Below are 19,989 nucleotides of genomic sequence, written 5' to 3'. Positions count from 1 at the left end.
AGTCCAAGCGGGTTGAACAGGCCAAACGGAAGGCAGGACGGTTGTGGGCAGATGTGGTGCGTCAGAATCTACCGTGTCTGCAGCGGTCATCCGGGACGCCGATCCATCAAGCGTTGTCGGCGCTTCGGGATTTTGGTTGGGTGTAAAAAAATGGAATACAATATCATCACTTCAAGATGAGGGATGAGAGTCCAAAAGCGCTTACGATATCAATTCCTGAAAATGGTTCGCTAACTAGTGATTGACAACACCCGTAGTGAACCGAAAAAATGTTCTCCACAAAGTCTTGACTGACTCGACAACGAGAAATTTCCGAAAGTTAATGAAGTGCTTGGACGAATAGCGGAGGAAAAAGGAGTAAGCAAGTCAGCGATTGCCGTCGCTTGGATTTTGCGTCATCCAGCGAACATGCAAGTCATCATTGGCACGACAAACTCCGCTCGTTTAAAAGACATTTGCCAAGCAAGTCATGTGCAACTCTCCCGACAAGAGTGGTACGAGATTTATCGTGCGGCAGGCCATCGCTTGCCGTAATGGCGAAAACACTTTTTTGGCGATTGCTGAAAAAGTGTTTTTTAGTGTGCTCGGCATGGGTGCAATTTCTAGTAGGCAAAAAAATTGAAAGATTGGCAGAAGCGATTATAATGTAAATATTCAATTTGTTTTCCAGGGAGAGAAGAAGATGCAAGCAAGTGTTGAACAACGTACAAATATGCAAACAGTCGTTTATCCGATTTTAATTGCCATTAGTATTGGTCATTTATTGAATGACGCGATGCAAGCTGTTGTACCGGCGTTGTTTCCGATTTTAGAATCGTCGATGCACTTATCTTATACACAAATCGGTTGGATTGCATTTACGCTTAATATGACTTCGTCTATCCTGCAACCGATTGTCGGATTGTTTTCCGATCGGCACCCATCACCGAGCTTTTTGCCGCTTGGTATGGGGGCGAGCTTGATAGGGATGGTTGGATTAGCGTTTGCACCTAATTTTTTCTTTGTGTTATTGTCCGTTTTATTCATTGGATTTGGTTCAGCTATCTTTCATCCAGAAGGTTCGCGTGTCGTTTATTTTGCTGCGCGGGCGAGAAGGGGATTCGCTCAATCCATTTACCAACTTGGCGGCAATACAGGCAACGCCCTTGCTCCATTGTTTACAGCGCTCATTTTTGTTCCGTTTGGTCAAAAGGGAGCAGGTTGGTTTGTCATTGTTGCGGCGTTAGGAATGGCTGTTTTATTTTGGGTGTCAAAATGGTACGCTCTTCAGTTGCATCAACTGAAAAATCGTCCAAACAAAACGGTAGAAGGAAAGAAGCATACAAGCAGACGAATTATATTTGCCCTCGTTCTTCTCGTGTTGCTAGTATTTGCACGTTCGTGGTATTATGCAGGGATTGCAAATTACTATCAATTTTATTTAATGGAATATTACGACATTTCCATTCGTAAGGCGCAGCTTTATTTGTTTGTTTTTATGATTGCGGGGGCGATCGGTACCGTTTTTGGCGGTCCACTTGCTGATCGATTTGGGAGACGAAATTTAATTTTTGCATCCACGCTTGGTACGGCGCCGTTTGCACTCATTTTGCCATATGTGCCACTTCATTTTGTTTTGCCAATTGTTTTTGTCACAGGCTTTATTTTATCGTCTAGTTTCGCTACCTTTGTTGTTTACGCACAAGAATTGCTTCCAGGAAATGTCGGGATGGCTTCTGGATTAATTGTTGGTCTCGCATTTGGAATGGGGGCACTTGGAGCGGTTGCACTTGGAAAAATTGCTGATGTGTATACGTTAAAAGCACTTATGGTCATGTGTAGCTTTCTTCCGTTGTTTGGCGTGTTGACATTTTGGCTGCCGAAAGATGCAAATGTTGCTTGCTAAAATTCAGCTTGCCCAATAAAACGGGCAAGCTGGCAACTACGGTAAGTCAATGAGCATAAAACGGCTGTCTATGTTCGCTGTTATGTGCAATCGTGTGATATCTGTTATACGAGCGGCATCACGACGTTGTAAAATCGTATCATCATTTAATACAAGTTCTCCCTCAATAACAAACACATACATTCGACGTCCTTCTTGCTGTTGAAATGTAAGTTGTTGATTATTTTCTAAATCGGATAAATACATTGTTATATCTTGGTGAATGTAGGCAACTTGCTCACCGGCTTGTTTTTTTGAAACAATGGGCAATAACCGATTTTTCATGTTTTCAACATCATATGAAATTTGTTCGTATGATGGAGTAAGACCGTACGTTTCAGGTAAAAACCAAAGCTGTAGAAGATTGACTTCTTCCGTAGTAGACGGATTCATTTCTGAATGTACAATACCTGTTCCGGCTGTCATTCGTTGTACTTCACCGAATGAGATGATGCGATGATTGCCAAGATTATCGCGATGTTCGAGTTGCCCTTTCAAGACGACTGTAACGATTTCCATTTCTTGATGAGGATGTGCGCCAAATCCGCGTTGTGGAGCAATTATATCGTCATTAAAGACGCGCAATGGGCCAAAGTTCATATTTTTTTGATCAAAATATTCAGCAAATGAAAAACTAAAATAACTTTGCAACCAACCGTGGTTTGATTCAAATCGTTCATGTGCAGGATATATGTGAATCATGGTGTGCCTCCTTATTTTATAAGTGCATCAAGTGAGTAGTCGCCTGCGCCAATAAGTGCAACGCCAATGACAACCACAATTAAAATGAGATTGTATTCAAATCCATTTTGTGTGATCCAAAATCCATTTGGTGCATGTACTTTTACAATGGCGACGAACATCGTTGCAGCGATTAACAAAGCTGCAAATGGGGTAAACAGCCCAAGCGCAAACAACACCCCTCCAACGAACTCAGCTAAACCAGCAATGAGAGCCATTGTCACCCCCGGCTTTAGTCCAATAGATTCAAGCCATCCTCCCGTTCCTTTTAAGCCATATCCTCCAAACCATCCGAATAATTTTTGAGCGCCATGACCTACAAAAGTTAAACCGACAGCTAGACGAATAAGTAAAATACCGATGTGCATCATAATCATTTCTCCTTTTATATATCTTGACTTCAAGATAAAAGTTGTGCGATAGGCCTTAAAAAGGCGCTAACGAAAGACCTATCTTTTTGAGTAAGTGAATCGCCGTTTCTTTTTCATCTGTGGATAAAGATTGGAAAATTTCCGATATTTTTTGTGCGTGTTGAGGAAAAATGTGATCCATTAGTGCTTTTCCTTCGTCAGTAATGACAGCGTACGTAATGCGGCGGTCCTTTTCACAACGTTGCCGGACAATATATCCTTTTTCCTCGAGCTTGTCGATGACGTATGTCATGCTTCCACTAGTGAGTAAAATTTTGTCACCGATTTGTTGAATCGGCTGCGCTCCTTTATGATACAACAAGTCGAGAACACCGAACTCTGTTGGGTTTAGTCCGTAACGTTGAATGTCATGTTTTACATGTCCCGACACCGCCTTATGTGCTCTAGAAAGAACAATGAATAGTTTTAATGATAATGTTTGATCGTTTTGGCTCATATGCATCAACCTTTATCTTGATTTCAAGATAATTATAAACTTACAAAAAGTAAGTTGTCAATACGTATTGTATTTTTTGTTTTGAGATATGCATGAGTGCTTATTCATGATGAGAACTCTACTAAATGAATAAATTTCCATATGCCGTCCCGATCGTTGCATACTATGTATTTTGAGATTTTTCCATAAATTAGATAATGATAGATTGCTAAATCCCTGCTAGTCTTATAAGCGAGCAACGGACTAGGAGGGATAATATGAGGAAATTGCTAGCACTTGCTTCTGCCTTTGTAGCAGCTTTTTGTTTTTCAACAACTGAAGTAGCTGCACAAACGACAGTTCATTATGTAAAACAAGGGGAAACGTTTTGGACGATTGCAAAAAGTTACAATGTTTCATTGCTAGAGCTTCAACGAATCAATCAAAAACAATCCGATATTTTATTCGTTGGTGAAGCGTTGCGTATTCCGCAACCTATTTCTCAAGCCGATAAAGATTTGTTAGCTCGCCTCGTTCATGCGGAAGCAAAAGGAGAGCCGTTTGCAGGGAAGGTGGCAGTTGCTACAGTCGTGTTGAATCGTGTCGACCATCCGAATTTTCCAAATACAATTCGCCAAGTCATTTATGGGCGTTCAGGGGGATATTATGCGTTCACTCCTGTACAAAACGGCGAGATTAACAAACCAGCGGATCGAGAAGCATATCGAGCGGTTGAAGAAGCCATTGCTTTTCGCGGTTTAGGAAGTGGTTCATTGTACTTTTACAATCCAAAGACGGCGAAAAGCGAATGGATCCGCTCGCGCCAAGTGACAGTTGTGATTGGAAACCATGTATTTGCGAAATAGTATTTCTCCATGCGTAGAGGTATGATGACGGAAAAAGGTGTCCCGAAAGCTTTTGGGACACCTTTCTATTTTTTATTTTCTTTCAAACGTCCTTCGCGCTTTGCTGCTTCACGCAGTAGAAATTCGATATGAGCATTCACACTTCGAAATTCATCTTGCGCCCAACGCTCGATAATTTCATACAATTTTGGATCGATTCGTAGCGGAAAGTTTTTTTTCTTTGTCATTTCGTATTCACCGTTAGTATAACGTTCCGGCGTTGATCACTGGTTGGGCTCCACGATCAGAAATAATTGCTACCATTAAATTGTTAACCATATTTGCTTTCCTTTCCTCATCTAACTGTAAATGAGCTTCTTTGTCCAGCTGTTCAATCGCCATTTTGGCCATTGAAACTGCTCCCTCAACAATTTTTTTCCTTGCTGCTAAAATGGCGGCAGCTTGTTGGCGTTGTAACATAGCGCTTGCAATTTCCGTAGAGTACGCTAAGTGCGTTAAACGCGCTTCAATGACTTCAACGCCTGCAACATTCAATCGTTCTTGTAGTTCTTCTGCTAATACCTCTGAGACAATATCAGCGTTTCCGCGCAGTGAAATGTCTTCGTTTTCAAATGTGTCATATGGATATTTTGTGGCGACGTGACGAATGGCTGTTTCACTTTGAATTTCGACAAATTGCTCGTAGTTATCTACATCAAATATTGCTTTGGCTGAATCAATCACTTTGAAAACAACGACAGCTGCAATTTCGATTGGATTTCCTTCGACGTCATTCACCTTTAGTTTTGCACTATTAAAGTTGCGCACACGTAATGAAACCGTTTTGCGAACGCTGAGGGGAACAGTTAGGAATAAACCGCTATCGTGAATGGTCCCGATATATTTCCCGAAAAAAATGACGACTTTTGCTTGATTAGGTTGAACCATTGTCATGCCTGTTGCTAATAGGAAAGCGAGGACAACAAATAAAAGTGGAAGGACAAGTTCCATCTCCATAAAAAATCGCCAAACAGCTCCTGCAAGTAACGCGATAATGAAAAATAAAGCGAAAAACCCGTTTACATACCATGCTTTTGTTTCTTTCACGTTTCTTCCTCCTAACATCATAAAGATATTTTAATGATATCATTTTTTGAATTATATGTAAACATATCCTTATTGACTATTGAGTCAAATTGTTGTATTGTGGAATTGACTTATTAGTCAATAAATGAGCGATGTCGAGGAGGCGGAATAATGGGCATTGTTGGTGTTAAACAGTTAACGAAAATGTATAAAAACAATCGAGGAATTGAACATGTTACATTTTCGATTGAGGAAGGAGAAATTTTTGGATTTATCGGACCGAATGGGGCGGGAAAAAGCACAACGATTCGTACATTGCTGAATTTCATTTATCCAACGAGCGGAAGTGCGACGATTTTCGGAAAAGATATTGTGAAAGATGCAAAAGAAATTCGGAGACATGTCGGCTATTTACCTTCTGAAGTGCATTACTATGATGACATGAAAGTAATCGACTTATTGACGTATTCGGCATCATTTTACAAAGTGTCGGGTCGACGATTGAAACAGTTAGCTGAACGTCTTGATTTAGATATCTATAAAAAAATTGAAGATTTATCATTTGGAAATCGAAAAAAAGTGGGGATCGTTCAGGCGTTGTTGCACGAACCGAAATTGTTAATTTTAGATGAGCCAACAGGTGGATTAGATCCGCTTATGCAGCATACGTTTTTTGAACTTCTTTTAGAAGAGCGGAAAAAAGGGGTGACGATTTTCTTCTCCTCACACATTCTTTCTGAAGTACAAAAACTTTGCGATCGTGTAGCAATTATTAAAGAAGGCAAGCTTATTCAAGTGGAGACGATTGAACACTTAACGAAAAACCAGTTGAAACATGTGACGGTCGTGTTTGAAGACGGTCAATACGCCCCATTTGATTTGGCGGGTGTTGTAAAAAAAGAAATCAACGGCAATGAAATGACGATGCTATATAAAGGGGATATGAACGAACTAATAGCCGAGTTGCACAACTTGCGCATTAAAGATGTGTCGATGAGCGAACCGTCTCTTGAAGATGTATTTATGCACTATTACGAAAAGTGAGGGGATAGACGATGTTTAAACGGGAATGGAAACGGAACGCAAAATCTTTAGTTATTTGGACTGTTGTGCTTAGCGGACTCATACTGTTGACGCTAAGTATTTTTCCACAGTTTGCGGAGCAGCAAAAAGAAGTAACGAAACTTCTTCAATCATTGCCACCAGCGATGATTAAGGCGTTTGGGATGGATCAATTGAGCATCGGTGATTTGACAGGGTATTACGGTGTTCGTGTATATACGATGACGACGTTACTTGGTAGCGTTTACGCAGCGATGTTAGCCGCAAACATCGTTGCGAAAGAGGAGAACGATAAAACGATTGAATTTTTACTTGCTAAACCAGTCACAAGAAGTGAAATTTTGACAAATAAAGGGCTCGTTGTCGTTGTAAATATTATTATCATAAATACGGTTTCCTTCCTTGTTAGTCTAGTCGGTTTTCAGATAGCTAAAGAATATGATGTTTCGTTAAAAGCTATTTATTTGCTGACAGGAGCAACGATATTTCTTCACGTGACGTTTGCGGCTGTAGCATTTTTGTTATCAACGATGATGCGTAAAACGAGAAATGCTTCATCGCTTGCCCTTGGGCTTGTTTTCGTCACTTATTTTATGAGCATGATGTCAAGTATTTCTGAAGATTTATCGTTTTTAAAATATGTGAGTCCGTTTAAATATGTCGATGCGGCACCGATCATTTATGATTTACAAATAGATCCATTGTATGCAAGTTTAATGATTGTAATCATTATTTCAAGTATTGTTGCAGCATACGTCGTTTATCAAAAGAAAGATATTGTCGCATGAGGGTGGTTTGATTGTACGAAACGTTTGAAAGGCAACCAGAAGAAAAAAAGAATGTCATTATTCAAAACGTTATTGAAGAGTTTGTGCAGAACGGATACGAAAACGCATCAACAGATGTGATGACGAGCCGTGCTGGCATTTCAAAGGGATTGTTGTTTCACTATTTTAAAAGCAAAAAAAATTTGTATTTGTATGTCGTTCATTATGCAAAACGGTTATTGACTGAAAAAACGATGGAAGCAGTAAATGAACTGAGATGTAGTGACTTTTTTGAACGAATAAAACAAATTGTGCTTATCAAGCAACGAGTATTTATGAAATATCCGAATGAAACACAACTAGTCATCGATGCAGTCGCTAATCCACCAAAAGCGGTGAAAAAAGAAATGGAACAACTGCTTGCAGAACATTACGAAACATATGCTGAAGATTTTCAATTGCAACATATTTTTTTAAAAGATCTTCTGCAGAAAGAAACATTGCGTGACGATGTATGTGCTGAAACTGTCGTGCGCATGACGATGTTGATCATTGAACAATTGTCGAATAAGTACATGCAACTGTATAAAAATAAAAAATATAACCCGATTCAACAAGGAGATTTGCTTGTACAAGAGTTAGATGAATATGTGAATATTATAAAATATGGGATTTACAAGTAAGGCGGGACTTTTCCCGCTTTTATTCATTGTAAGAAAATTGTTGAAATTTTCTGGTTTTGTATGGTATGATATTTTCGAGAAATTTGAAACGATGTTTCATAATACGCAACAAAAGGGGAAGGGGAATGATGATGGGAGAATATGTACAAGTTGGACGTTTGCAAGTCGCCAGCAACTTTTATGATTTTATAACAAATGAAGTGCTACCGAATAGCGAGGTAGATGCGAGCAAGTTTTGGAGCGATTTTGAGCAGCTGATTGAAGAACTCACACCGAAAAATAAAGCGTTGCTTGCGAAGCGTGATGAACTGCAAGAAAAGATTAATGAATGGCATAAGCAACATCGTGGGCAGTTCGATTTTGAAAAATATAAATCGTTTTTGCAAGAAATCGGATATTTAGAGCCAGAAGTTGATGACTTTGAAATTACAACAGAAAATGTAGATGATGAAATTGCTAAGCAAGCAGGTCCACAGCTTGTTGTTCCAATTACAAACGCACGTTATGCCCTTAATGCAGCCAATGCTCGTTGGGGAAGTTTGTACGATGCGCTATATGGGACAGATGTGATTAGTGAAGAAGATGGTGCACAGCGAGGAAAAGGATACAATCCGGTGCGCGGTGAGAAAGTCATTGCTTACGTCCGTGCCTTTTTAGATGAAGCGGTACCGCTTCGTGAATATTCGCATAAAGATGCTGTTCAATACGCTGTTGTAGACGGTATATTAACTGTAACAGTAAAAAATGGACAAACGACAACATTACAAGATGGGGAGAAATTTGTCGGGTATCAAGGCTCACCAGAGCAACCTTCTGCTATTTTGTTAAAAAATAACGGCTTGCATATTGAAATACAAATTGATCGAACTCATCCGATCGGACAGACAGATGCAGCTGGGATTAAAGATGTTTATTTAGAGTCAGCTTTAACAACAATTATGGATTGCGAAGATTCCGTTGCAGCGGTGGATGCGGAAGATAAAGTACTTGTGTATCGCAACTTACTCGGTTTAGTTCGAGGTGACTTAACGGCAAGCTTTACAAAAGGAAACAAAACTATTACACGCAAGCTAAATCCAGATCGTGTATATACAACGCCAAGTGGCGAAACGCTCACATTGCCAGGCCGTTCACTCATGTTTGTGCGAAACGTTGGGCATTTAATGACGAACAATACGATTTTGCTTGAAAATGGGGAAGAAGTGTATGAGGGCATTTTAGATGCTGTTGTGACAACTTTAATTATGAAACATTCACTTCTCGGTAATGGAAAATATGTGAACTCAAGAAAAGGTTCCATTTACATCGTAAAGCCGAAAATGCACGGGTCAGAAGAAGTAGCATTTGCGAACGAATTGTTTGATCGGGTTGAAGATATGCTCGGTCTTGAGCGAAATACAATTAAAATTGGCGTGATGGATGAAGAGCGTCGTACAACACTGAATTTGAAAAATTGTATTTATCGGGTAAGAGATCGAATTATTTTTATTAACACAGGATTTTTAGATCGTACAGGCGACGAAATTCACACATCAATGGAAGCAGGACCGATGATTCGGAAAAATGAAATGAAGTCGTCCGTATGGCTACAAAGCTATGAAAATTCGAACGTGGCGATTGGGTTAGCGACAGGTTTTCAAGGACGAGCTCAAATTGGTAAAGGGATGTGGGCGATGCCTGATATGATGGCGGAAATGTTAAAGCAAAAAATTGCCCATCCGCAAGCTGGGGCAAATACAGCCTGGGTTCCGTCGCCGACTGCCGCGACGTTACATGCGCTTCATTATCATCAAGTAGATGTGTTTACGGTGCAAGATGAGCTGAAGAAAAATGTGAAGAACTATCGTGACGACATATTACAAATTCCTGTCGCTGTCAACCCACAATGGACGCCTGAGGAAATTCAACAAGAGTTAGATAATAATGCACAAGGTATTCTTGGTTACGTTGTTCGTTGGATCGACCAAGGGATTGGATGTTCAAAAGTACCTGATATTCATAACATTGGTTTAATGGAGGACCGTGCAACGCTTCGTATTTCGAGTCAACATATTGCGAATTGGTTGCATCATGGGATTTGTACGAAAGAACAAGTGCTTGAAACATTGAAGCGAATGGCGAAGGTTGTCGATGAACAAAATGCTGACGATCCAGCATACCGACCAATGTCAGCGGATTATGATAACTCAGTTGCCTTCCAAGCAGCGTGCGATCTCGTTTTCAAAGGATATGAACAGCCGAACGGCTACACAGAACCGATTTTACATCGCCGTCGTTTAGAAGCAAAAGCAAAATTTGCTCATGTAAAACAATAATGTGATGAGGGCATTCCATGTGAATGCCCTCGTTATGTGCTAAAGGTGGGAAGCAGCATGGAAAAAGATTCGTTTGTGAAATCAGTCGATAGAGCTTTACAAATTATGGATATTTTAAGTAATGAACGTCATGGAATGGGTGTAACTGAAATCGCAAAACAAATAGGTATTCATAAAAGTTCAGTTTATCGGTTACTGTCGACACTGGCTGAACACGGATACGTTGAACAAGATGGAGAAACAGAGCGATACAAGCTCGGTTATAAGCTTTTGGAAATGAGCTCAAAGTTGTTAGAATCGATTGATTTGCGAAAAGAAGCGAAACCGTATTTGCGTGGGTTGGAAAAATTGACAAATGAAGTTGTGCATCTTGTCGTGTACGATCAAGGAGAAGTCATTTATATTGAAAAGTTAGATGGGAATGAAACGTTGCGCATGCATTCGAAAGTTGGAAAGCGAGCGCCGATGCATTGTACGGCTGTTGGAAAAGCGATTTTAGCACATTTGCCCAAGCATGTTGTTGCGGATATTTTAGATCGAAAAGGATTGCCGCCACATACTCATTATACAATTACAGATCGTCAAATGTTGTTTCAAGAGCTAGAACGTGTTCGGCAACGTGGTTATGCGCTCGACTTAGAAGAAAATGAATACGGTATACGATGTGTCGCTGTTCCGATTTTTGATCATACGAAACAAGTCATTGCCGCAGTAAGTGTTTCCGGACCGACCATTCGCATGACAAATGAACGGATTGAACAACTTCACGAACAAATGAAAAAGATAGGTAAACAAATTTCGGAGCGGCTTGGATATCGATGAATGATGTATACGTTTGGCCCCTAGTCATAGTATAATGATAAAAAGGATGTTTAAGGAGGCCACTTTATGGCACAACGTGTTGTGAAAACAACATATTTGTTAGGGCTTTTGTTTTTTGTCGCAGCGCTCGTTTATTTTTTCGCTTCTAACTGGCCTGAACTTGGGCGCTTGATGAAAGTCGGGATTGGTGCTGGGTTTATGATTTTGTTTTATGGCATGAGCGCCACGGTTTTTCGCCATCATTTTTTAAGTAAATGGTTGCTTATTTTTGGGGCGATAACATTTGGAATTTGTGTCGCATTAATTGGTCAAGTATATAACTCGCATGCGGATAGCTTTTTATTGTTTTTCATTTGGTTCATTCCTACTGCTATGTTTGCCATGTTTACTCGCATTCGATTTCTCGCTATATTCAGTTTCGGACTGCTACAGCTTACGTTTTGGTTTTACTACTTTCCGTCTTCGTATCAAATTGAGCGAGGAGAATGGCTAGCGTTTTTTATTTTGTTGCTTTTTGCCGTAATCAATGGAATTATTTCATTTCTTGGACGTCCGTCGATTGTTTCTGTTCTGGCTTATATGGCAACGCACATTTGGCTATTTGTCATATTTGTACACGGGATTTCCGCAGACCAGTTTCATTTTTGGCCGTACGTATATGCTTTGATCTTCGTATTGTTTTTAATATATGTAAGGAAACAACCGTATTTTATATGTACGGTGCTGTTTGCAGGTATGTTTTGGGTTGTGCAATATTTTCGCTTTGTTGAGCGACATTTTGGTGGTAATTGGTATATATTTGGGCTTGTGTTGGCGGCCGTCATCGTTTATATAGGCATTTATGCGCTTCGTTGGATGAAAAAGCGAAGCAACGGAAAAATAGAGAAAATATTTTTTGTTGCTTTTCAAGTGATTGTTACAGGGGTTGCTTCGATTATTACAGTTGGAAGTATATTGCAATTATTGTCGTTTTGGTTTGATGTGTTTTCTCCTTATTGGTTGTTAAGTATATCAGTTTTTTTGTTTGTTGTTCCGGGATTGTTATTGAAAAGATGGAACGATGTTGTTCGCTACACATTGCTTGCGATTGGATATATCCTCGGTGCGTTTAGCGTAACAGAGGTTTTCTTTATTGTCATTACTGTATATATCGCTGTATTATTTGTTGTTTCATGGCGAATGTCGGCGGGTGTACGAACGATGACGAATGTGGCTGTTTCTCTTTATTTCGTCATGATGATGCTTGATGAGTGGAGCGACATTCGTTTCACGTTATTTACCGTATTTGTTTTTTACGGCATCATTTATTGGATTACAAAACATACGTATGAGCGACTCGTTTTCCTCGTTTTTTCATTCGCTACGCTTCTTTTATTGACGAGTGCTGATTTAGTTGTGGTGGATTGGGCGTATGTTGTATGGAATATACTGTTTCTTGGCTTTGTTGCTTTTGTTCTCTTTTTCCGTACGAATGAAAAAGAACAAGCAATTGCTTGGTTATATATCTTTTTGTTTTTAGCGTTAAAGTATTATGAATGGGTATGGAATTTATTGCATAAATCTATGACATTAGCCATTGTTGGAGTATGTTTATTGATCGTTGCTTCGGTCGTACAAAAAAGAAAGTCGATTTCATTATCTTTCCATGAGCAAAAATGGTTACCGCTTTTCGTCATTATCATGTTGCAAGTTGCTTTTATCACCTATGTGACGTTTGATAAAGAGCAACATCTTCAATATGGTCAACAAATGAAATTGCAACTTGAACCGATAGACCCACGTTCGCTCATTCAAGGAGATTATGTTCGTCTTCAATATGAAATTTCAACAATTGAGGGAATGGATGAGTGGGGAAAAGCACAAGTCATTTTACGAAGGGATGAAACAGGCGTTCATCGGTTCGTTGGCGTGTATTCGTTAAATGGAAAACGACGCGATTCGAATATGTATCGAGAAGGCGATGTATTAGTAAATGGAAATATATACGGAAATACAATCATTTATGGAATTGAAACGTATTTTGTTCCAGAAAAAACAGGAGGAGATATACAACGCCATGCTCGTTTTGCGTATGTACGTGTAAGTAAGACAGGAGATGCGTTATTAGAAAAAGTGTCTGAACGGTAAGATAAAAAACCGTCGCCTCGTATTGAGACGGCGGTTTTTTTATGATGTTCAACTGCCGTTTCCTTTGACAGTGGTAAAGGAGACTTTACTTTCCAATAAACATTTGTGTCCAATAGTTTCCGTTTCCGTCAAATCCAACACCGATATGCGTAAAGTTTCGATTTAAAATGTTGGCGCGGTGTCCGGCACTATTCATCCACGCGTTAACTACTTCTTGAGGTGTTCGCTGCCCTTTGGCGATGTTTTCCCCAGCTGTTCGATAAGAAACGCCAAAATCGCGCATCATATCAAAAGGAGAGCCGTATGTTGGGCTTGTATGCGAGAAATAATTATTTTTTCGCATATCTTCCGATTTTTTCTGAGCGACCGAGCTGAGCTGCGCATCAGCACGTAAAGCTGGCAGCCCTGCCCGAGCACGTTCTTTGTTTGTCAAATCGATGACTTGTTGTGCATATTGACTAATACTTGTTGTCGGTGTTGTTTGTTTTTGTTGCTGCTGAGTCGGTTGTTGTGTTTGTCTGTTCGGTTGTGTCGGCGTCACCTGATTTGGACGTTGATACGTATTTGGTGACGGCGTGTAAGGTCTCGGTTGTACATACATTCTTTGTTGTTCCGTTAACGATCGTTCGATTTGTGTGCGTAAATTGGCTGCGTCTTTTGGATCGATCGGAACAAATTTATAGCGAGCTTCTTGAATCAATATCGCTTTTGTATGAGGATATTGATCGCTTGATAGCGTCGTATGCAAAGCAGAAATGTTTGAACGGTTGTTCATATCCATTGCGTTGTTACAGCCAACAATGGCAAGTAAACCTAAGGCGGCAATAGATTTCGTTAGTTTTGTTATCATTTGTGCATCCCTCCTTGACATTTTAATTGTTATGCATCATTAGTTTTTGCCGTTACGAAGCAAACTAATAATGGGAATGGTTGAGAAATGTTTTTTCCTCTTTTTGTTTTTAAAAAATGACAAGATTGTGACAGACAAAATGATATTTACTTTACATTGAATGTGACCTGTAAGCGCTTTAATATGAAGCTATAGCAAGACCAAATAAAAAAGAGGAGGAAAAAACATGGAAAATCAAACAGGTTTTCGTGTAAAAGTGCAACGATTTGGCAGTTATTTAAGCGGAATGATTATGCCAAACATCGGGGCATTTATTGCGTGGGGAATTATTACTGCATTATTTATCCCGACAGGTTGGTTGCCAAACGAATCATTCGCTAAATTAGTTGGCCCCATGATTACGTATTTATTGCCATTATTAATTGGTTATACAGGCGGAAAAATGATTTATGACGTTCGTGGTGGTGTCGTCGGTGCAACCGCAACCATGGGGGTTATTGTCGGTTCAGACATTCCGATGTTTTTAGGTGCCATGATCATGGGGCCGCTTGGCGGATATGCCATTAAACAGTTTGACAAACTTGTTCATGGGAAAATCAAACAAGGTTTCGAAATGTTAGTAAACAACTTTTCGGCAGGTATTATTGGTGGGTTACTCACATTAGTCGCTTTCAAAGGAATTGGTCCAGTTGTTTTAGGATTAAACAAAACATTAGCAGCGGGCGTAGAAGCAATTGTTAACGCGAAATTGTTACCTTTAGCAAACATCTTTATTGAACCAGCAAAAGTATTATTTTTAAACAATGCCATTAACCATGGTATTTTAAGTCCGCTTGGTATTGAGCAAGCAGCAAAAACAGGAAAATCTATTTTATTCTTGCTTGAAACAAACCCGGGTCCAGGTCTTGGTATTTTACTTGCCTATTGGTTGTTCGGAAAAGGGATGGCAAAACAATCAGCACCGGGTGCAGTGATCATCCATTTCCTTGGAGGAATTCACGAAATTTACTTCCCTTACATTTTAATGCGCCCAGTACTCATCTTAGCTGCCATTGCCGGTGGTGTGAGTGGGGTGTTTACATTCACAGTATTTAATGCAGGTCTTGTTGCAGTTCCATCGCCAGGAAGTATTTTTGCGCTACTTGCTATGACGCCGCGCGGTCATTACTTAGGGGTTCTTGCCGGTGTAATCGTTGCTGCTACCGTTTCTTTCTTAGTGGCATCCTTCTTCTTAAAAACATCAAAACAAGGAGAAGGCGATCTAGAACAAGCGACAGAACAAATGCAACAATTAAAAGGAAAGAAAAGCAGCGTGGCTTCAGCTTTAAGCACTGCGGCGCCAAAACAAGTGAAAAAAATTGTTTTTGCTTGTGATGCAGGAATGGGATCAAGTGCGATGGGTGCTTCCATTATGAGAAACAAAGTGCAAAAAGCTGGACTTGATATTGAAGTAACAAATACAGCGATTAATCAATTGCCAGCGGATGCAGATGTGGTTATTACTCATCAAAATTTAACAGATCGTGCGAAAGAAAAATTACCAAATGCATACCACGTATCTGTTGAAAACTTCTTAAATAGTCCAAAATATGATGAATTGATCGAGATGTTAAAAAAAGGTGAATAACGAATAAACAAGCAAAAAGGTAAGTGAACAGCTTACCTTTTTGCTTCTTTCATTTAAAAAATGTCAACATGTAAAGTGACGAAAAAGCGCTTTCTATTTGTTGTGATTTAAGAAAAGTGACGGTAAAATTTTTCTTGAAAAGCAAACGTGTTTTTAAAAATTGTCAACAATCGTTGCTAGATGGGAGGTGAGTGTGTGTATATATCAGCGAGAGAAAGAAAAATATTAGATCTTTTATTAGCGAACCCAAAAGGAATTACAGTAGGAGATGTCGCCAAGCAATTAGATGTAAGCGAGCGAACGGTTCACCGTGATTTAAAAGGTGTTGAACCAGTTGTTGAATCATATGATTTACAACTAATAAAAAAAGCAGGTGTTGGTATTCAAATCGTCGGAGAAGAAGAAAAAAAGCGTCAGCTACAAATGCATGTATTTCGTTTATCACATACGGAATATACACCTGAAGAGCGGCAAACGATGATTTTAATTGCTTTATTAGAATCAGGAGAACCGGTGAAGTTAGTCTCTCTTGCGAATGATTTAAACGTAACAGTCGCCACGATCAGCAACGATTTAGACAAAATGGAAGAAAAGGTAGAAAAACACGGACTTTCTCTCATTCGTAAAAGGGGATATGGGGTCGAAATATGTGGCTCCGAAGCAGCAAAACGTAAAATGATGAGCGAACTGTTATTTGATCATTTTGATGAATCACAATTTCTCTCTTTAATGAAAGAGTCTATTCAAAAAAAGTCAACAGATTTAGTAAATACGGTAACAGAGAAGTTGCTTGGGCTTGTTGATAAAGAAAAATTGTTTATGATCGAACAACAAATTGAAGCGATGAAAGAAAATCTTCCGTTTACGATTGCCGATAGTTCGTATATCGCTCTCGTTATTCATCTGGCGTTAGCCATTGAGCGCATTGTGCAAGGAGAGGCTATCCATTTTGATGCCCAACATTTGCAAGCGATTCGTGCAACGAAAGAATATGAAACAGCAGAAAAAATCGCAAAAAAATTAGAAGAAGTTTTTCATGTTGTGATTCCCGAAGAAGAAATTGGTTACATCACGATGCATTTAATGGGTGCAAAGTTAAGAACTCGGCGTGGATATATGTTAGAAGAGGCGAGTTTAGCAATCGCGATGAAAGCGCAAGAGCTCATTCGTTTTGTGAGCGATAAAATAGAGATTGATTTAACGGACGACTATCCATTGTACGAAGATTTAATTGTCCATTTAAAACCAGCTTTATATCGTATACAGCATCATATGGGCATTACTAATCCGTTGCTTCATAAAATTATGCAAGACTATAGCGAATTGTTTCATATTGTGCAACAAGGTGTACAACATGTATTTTCGGAGACAGATGAAGTAATACGAGTAGCTCGTTCGCCAATTCGTAAACTCGGATCAAACGATCGGCTCATTCGCCCAGCAATGAAATATTATGAATGCTTTGGAGAAGTTCCTACATCTTTAGCCAAAGGAATCGCAGCATTGTTGTTATTTGATTATGAAGGGGATGCAGAAGCAGTACAACTTCAGCAAACGATAAAAGAAAGCGGAGTAGAAGGAGCACTTGAAACGTATGCGAAGCTCCCGTCTGATCATCCACTTGCGGTCGAAATCAAAAAACAAATGCTTTATATGTAGGGAGCCATCTTTATAGATGGCTCTTTTTACTTGGGCTTCTTTTTCAAAAAAGCGCGAATAATTTCGGCAATAACTCCGGTAACAACGCCAAACAATGAAATAGTGAGAAAAGAAATGATGCTTGTTATATCGCTCCATCCTTGGTGAGCGCGGGTCATAGAAATAAAAACAACGTTTATCATTCCGATAATTGAAAAAGTGAAAGATACAGTAGTGAATGCTACTTTGCCAAAAAAGCCACCGGTTCCGATGATACTCGCTAAAATGAAGGATATCACGGCAAAAACGATCAATTGTTTAAAGTCCATGGAGATGTGAAGCAACAATTGAGAACCGGCAAGTGTACAAAGAAAGAGAAAAAATAAAAACGCACTGATACCATACCATTGTTTTGAATGATTTTTAGGCAACTTAATCATTGCTGTCACTCCTTGGTCATTTTCTTTTTTGAAAGGCAAGAAAGTATAAAATTTTTCCATTGGGTAGGGAGCTGTCTAGCTTCAAGGGCCATCGACTTAAGGAGTTTCCTCCTCAGTGAGGCTTGTACGCTCTTCGCGGAGCCATGGATAGCGACATTTCGTCTTTGCTCGTAGGGTGAGAACCGTCTTTAGGCGAAATGGGGGACGCTTTGCGCTTTTCTTATATTGTATCATATCGATGATTGCTTGGAATAATAGAGAACACAAAAAAATCCTGTGTTGCTTATTGTTTCAGTTTGCCATAGAATGATAGAGTCAAACTATTACAGATAGGTGAGTACATTTCATGAGACGATTATTTGTACTATATGTGACGCTCATTTCTTTGTTTGGGTGTGCATTATTTCTGTATATATGGCCATTTTCTAGCGTGCACGTAGAAGAACAGTGGCTGTTGTTATTGTTGTTTGCCGGGGCTGTGGCATTGCTAGATCGATATTTAATATGCCTTCCGCCTAGTGGTAATTCATTTACATTGGAGTCATCGATTTATTTGTCCTTACTTTTTGTTTTTGGATTGAAATATACACTAGTGGTTTTAATATTGGGGAGCTTTATCATATATTTTACTCATCTTCAAAAAATGGTTTGGTGGAAACATGTATTTAATTTCTCTGTCTATGTGATTATGATATGCGTTTCATATTACGTGTACAACATTTTCGGAGGGGGAGTTGGAGAAATATCTTTAAGATATTTTTTAGCCTATATCTTTTGTTTCCTCACCTACTTTATTTTAAATGCTGTACTTATGGCTTTATATTTTTCGCTTCATTCGTCTACGGACTTCATTGTTGTACTGAGTAGCACAGTGAAGGAAGTTTCGTATATTTATGCGGTTATGTTGGTGGTAGCCGTTATATTGTCTGTTTTATTTAAATTCGATTCATTATTTGGCTTATTTTTATACACAATCATTATGCTACTACTCTCGTCAACATTTCGCCAGTATTCTCGACTATACGAAAAACTACAGGATGATAAAGTATATATTGAGAGATTACTAAATTCGTTGCCTATCGGTTTGATTACAATCGATAATTCAAAGCGGGATCATTTCATTAACGATTCCGCGGCTGCTTTGCTTCATTTAGATAAAAAAGAAATTAAGCAATTAATTCAACAAGAAAAAGAAAGTGAACATAATGCTTTATTTTGGGAACTTTTCATTCATCGCGATCCATTCCAACAACTAAAAGTACCATATGAAAGGGATGGGGAGAAAAAAATTTTTTTAGTGTCACAATCGAGTTTACTTAATTTGTATGGCGAAACGGTAGGGCGTACACTTTTCTTTCTTGACATCACTGAAATAGAGAAACTCACAAAACGCATCCATCAATCGGAAAAGTTGGCGTTAATGGGGGAAATGGCGGCGAAAGCAGCGCATGAAATTCGCAATCCACTCGCGGTCATTCACGGCTTTTTAGCGTTTATGAACGAAAATTTATATGAACGCGATCGCGAGCAATATCACATTCCGCTTTTATTAAAAGAAATTGACCGCATTAATGCAATTGTTGAAGATATGCTTCTGATCGCAAAACCGAGCGCACCGATGTTGAAAGAGACGTATATGGAAACGATCGTTCAAGACTTGCTTTCGTTGTTGCAACATACGTTAGAGGAAAAACATATTCGCGTGTACGTTCATCTTGACCGTGTTTTGTTGAAGCTCGATCCGAAACAGATGATGCAAGTGTTGTACAATTTACTTTATAACAGTATCGAGTCCATTGAAGAAGATGGGACGATTTGCATATATTCTGATGTCGGCGAGACGTACAATATGTACGTTTACGATTCTGGAAAAGGAATTCCACAAGGGATGCAAGCAACGATGTTTGAACCGTTTATGACAACCAAGCCGTCAGGGACAGGTCTAGGGTTAACGATCGTCAAACGAATCGTTGAAAACCATGGCGGGACGATTGCGCTTCACAACAGCTCGGAACAGGGAACGACGTTTGTCATTAAGCTGCCGATTTGACGGTAGACGGAGTAAAGAAGTCAAGGTGTCCGTTACGGGCATCTTTTCTGTATGTTTTTTATTTCCATTATTAAAGATGGTTAAAATCATGTTAAAAAAATGTTCATTATTTAAAACTACAAAACTAGAAAAATAGTTTTATTATAAAAGTAAAGGGAGTGAATGA

At 39.3% G+C, this 19,989-nt stretch carries 17 protein-coding genes and 3 pseudogenes; 13 read left to right on the top strand and 7 right to left on the bottom strand.

Features of this window, described 5'->3' with window-relative positions; translation table 11 throughout:
* The 3 genes and pseudogenes from LH47_RS15075 to LH47_RS05350 all read left to right on the top strand — a co-directional run.
* A pseudogene (locus tag LH47_RS15075) lies at positions 1–146 on the top strand (UPF0236 family protein); the annotation flags it as partial.
* A gap of 148 nt (positions 147–294) precedes the next feature.
* A pseudogene (locus tag LH47_RS05355) lies at positions 295–534 on the top strand (aldo/keto reductase); the annotation flags it as partial.
* A 148-nt stretch (positions 535–682) separates the two neighbouring features.
* Entirely contained in the window at positions 683–1,885 is a 1,203-nt protein-coding gene (locus LH47_RS05350) for an MFS transporter (RefSeq protein ID WP_043965371.1), read from the top strand.
* A 36-nt stretch (positions 1,886–1,921) separates the two neighbouring features.
* Here the strand turns inward: LH47_RS05350 and LH47_RS05345 are convergent, their stop codons facing one another.
* From LH47_RS05345 to LH47_RS05335, 3 genes are read right to left on the bottom strand one after another with little or no spacing between them, the layout of a single operon-like run.
* A complete protein-coding gene (locus LH47_RS05345; protein ID WP_043965369.1) occupies positions 1,922–2,626 on the bottom strand; it encodes a pirin family protein in 705 nt (234 codons plus the stop codon).
* An 11-nt stretch (positions 2,627–2,637) separates the two neighbouring features.
* Positions 2,638–3,036, bottom strand: coding sequence for a DoxX family protein (locus LH47_RS05340; protein ID WP_043965368.1), 399 nt, complete (start codon positions 3,034–3,036; stop codon positions 2,638–2,640).
* 55 nt (positions 3,037–3,091) lie between these two features.
* Entirely contained in the window at positions 3,092–3,532 is a 441-nt protein-coding gene (locus LH47_RS05335) for a MarR family winged helix-turn-helix transcriptional regulator (protein ID WP_043965366.1), read from the bottom strand.
* A 257-nt stretch (positions 3,533–3,789) separates the two neighbouring features.
* On the opposite strand from LH47_RS05335, the gene LH47_RS05330 reads away from it, so the two are divergent.
* Complete coding sequence (locus LH47_RS05330) at positions 3,790–4,377, top strand: cell wall hydrolase (RefSeq protein ID WP_043965364.1); 588 nt, start codon at positions 3,790–3,792, stop codon at positions 4,375–4,377.
* Positions 4,378–4,442: 65 nt separating this feature from the next.
* On the opposite strand, the gene LH47_RS15070 is transcribed toward LH47_RS05330, so the two are convergent.
* Together LH47_RS15070 and LH47_RS05320 are read right to left on the bottom strand one after the other, a co-directional pair.
* A complete protein-coding gene (locus LH47_RS15070) occupies positions 4,443–4,604 on the bottom strand; it encodes a hypothetical protein (protein WP_003397421.1) in 162 nt (53 codons plus the stop codon).
* 13 nt (positions 4,605–4,617) lie between these two features.
* The gene (locus LH47_RS05320) at positions 4,618–5,463 is read right to left on the bottom strand and encodes an SPFH domain-containing protein (RefSeq protein WP_043965361.1); all 846 of its coding nucleotides are present in this window, start codon (positions 5,461–5,463) and stop codon (positions 4,618–4,620) included.
* Positions 5,464–5,613: 150 nt separating this feature from the next.
* Here LH47_RS05320 and LH47_RS05315 point away from each other — a divergent pair, with 150 nt between their 5' ends.
* The 6 genes from LH47_RS05315 to LH47_RS05290 all read left to right on the top strand — a co-directional run bounded on the left by LH47_RS05315 (position 5,614) and on the right by LH47_RS05290 (position 13,218).
* Entirely contained in the window at positions 5,614–6,486 is an 873-nt protein-coding gene (locus LH47_RS05315; RefSeq protein WP_043965360.1) for an ABC transporter ATP-binding protein, read from the top strand.
* Positions 6,487–6,497: 11 nt separating this feature from the next.
* Positions 6,498–7,292, top strand: a complete 795-nt coding sequence (locus LH47_RS05310) for an ABC transporter permease (protein ID WP_043965359.1) — start codon at positions 6,498–6,500, stop codon at positions 7,290–7,292.
* 11 nt (positions 7,293–7,303) lie between these two features.
* A complete protein-coding gene (locus LH47_RS05305) occupies positions 7,304–7,954 on the top strand; it encodes a TetR/AcrR family transcriptional regulator (RefSeq protein ID WP_043965358.1) in 651 nt (216 codons plus the stop codon).
* Between the two features lie 131 nt (positions 7,955–8,085).
* The gene (locus tag LH47_RS05300) at positions 8,086–10,269 is read left to right on the top strand and encodes a malate synthase G (RefSeq protein WP_043965387.1); all 2,184 of its coding nucleotides are present in this window, start codon (positions 8,086–8,088) and stop codon (positions 10,267–10,269) included.
* A 57-nt stretch (positions 10,270–10,326) separates the two neighbouring features.
* Complete coding sequence (locus LH47_RS05295; protein ID WP_043965356.1) at positions 10,327–11,091, top strand: IclR family transcriptional regulator; 765 nt, start codon at positions 10,327–10,329, stop codon at positions 11,089–11,091.
* Between the two features lie 66 nt (positions 11,092–11,157).
* A complete protein-coding gene (locus LH47_RS05290) occupies positions 11,158–13,218 on the top strand; it encodes a GDYXXLXY domain-containing protein (protein ID WP_043965354.1) in 2,061 nt (686 codons plus the stop codon).
* An 85-nt stretch (positions 13,219–13,303) separates the two neighbouring features.
* Here LH47_RS05290 and LH47_RS05285 read toward each other — a convergent pair whose 3' ends face one another.
* A complete protein-coding gene (locus LH47_RS05285) occupies positions 13,304–14,068 on the bottom strand; it encodes a CAP domain-containing protein (RefSeq protein ID WP_043965352.1) in 765 nt (254 codons plus the stop codon).
* Positions 14,069–14,294: 226 nt separating this feature from the next.
* Between LH47_RS05285 and LH47_RS05280 the strand changes: the two genes are divergently transcribed.
* Both LH47_RS05280 and LH47_RS05275 read left to right on the top strand, forming a co-directional pair.
* A complete protein-coding gene (locus LH47_RS05280; RefSeq protein ID WP_043965351.1) occupies positions 14,295–15,695 on the top strand; it encodes a PTS mannitol transporter subunit IICB in 1,401 nt (466 codons plus the stop codon).
* 195 nt (positions 15,696–15,890) lie between these two features.
* Positions 15,891–17,063: pseudogene (locus LH47_RS05275) on the top strand (BglG family transcription antiterminator); the annotation flags it as partial.
* 317 nt (positions 17,064–17,380) lie between these two features.
* Here the strand turns inward: LH47_RS05275 and LH47_RS05270 are convergent.
* A complete protein-coding gene (locus tag LH47_RS05270; protein WP_043965384.1) occupies positions 17,381–17,773 on the bottom strand; it encodes a hypothetical protein in 393 nt (130 codons plus the stop codon).
* Positions 17,774–18,695: 922 nt separating this feature from the next.
* Here LH47_RS05270 and LH47_RS05265 point away from each other — a divergent pair.
* Positions 18,696–19,823: a two-component system sensor histidine kinase NtrB gene (locus LH47_RS05265; protein WP_235341060.1), complete on the top strand. Its 1,128-nt coding sequence runs from the start codon at positions 18,696–18,698 to the stop codon at positions 19,821–19,823.
* The last annotated feature ends 166 nt before the right edge of the window (positions 19,824–19,989 follow it).

Source organism: Anoxybacillus thermarum, from assembly GCF_000836725.1.
GTDB classification, from domain to species: Bacteria; Bacillota; Bacilli; order Bacillales; family Anoxybacillaceae; genus Anoxybacillus; species Anoxybacillus thermarum.
The sequence above is the reverse complement of the archived record's forward strand: the minus strand, read 5'-3'. Positions and strand labels throughout refer to the sequence as shown.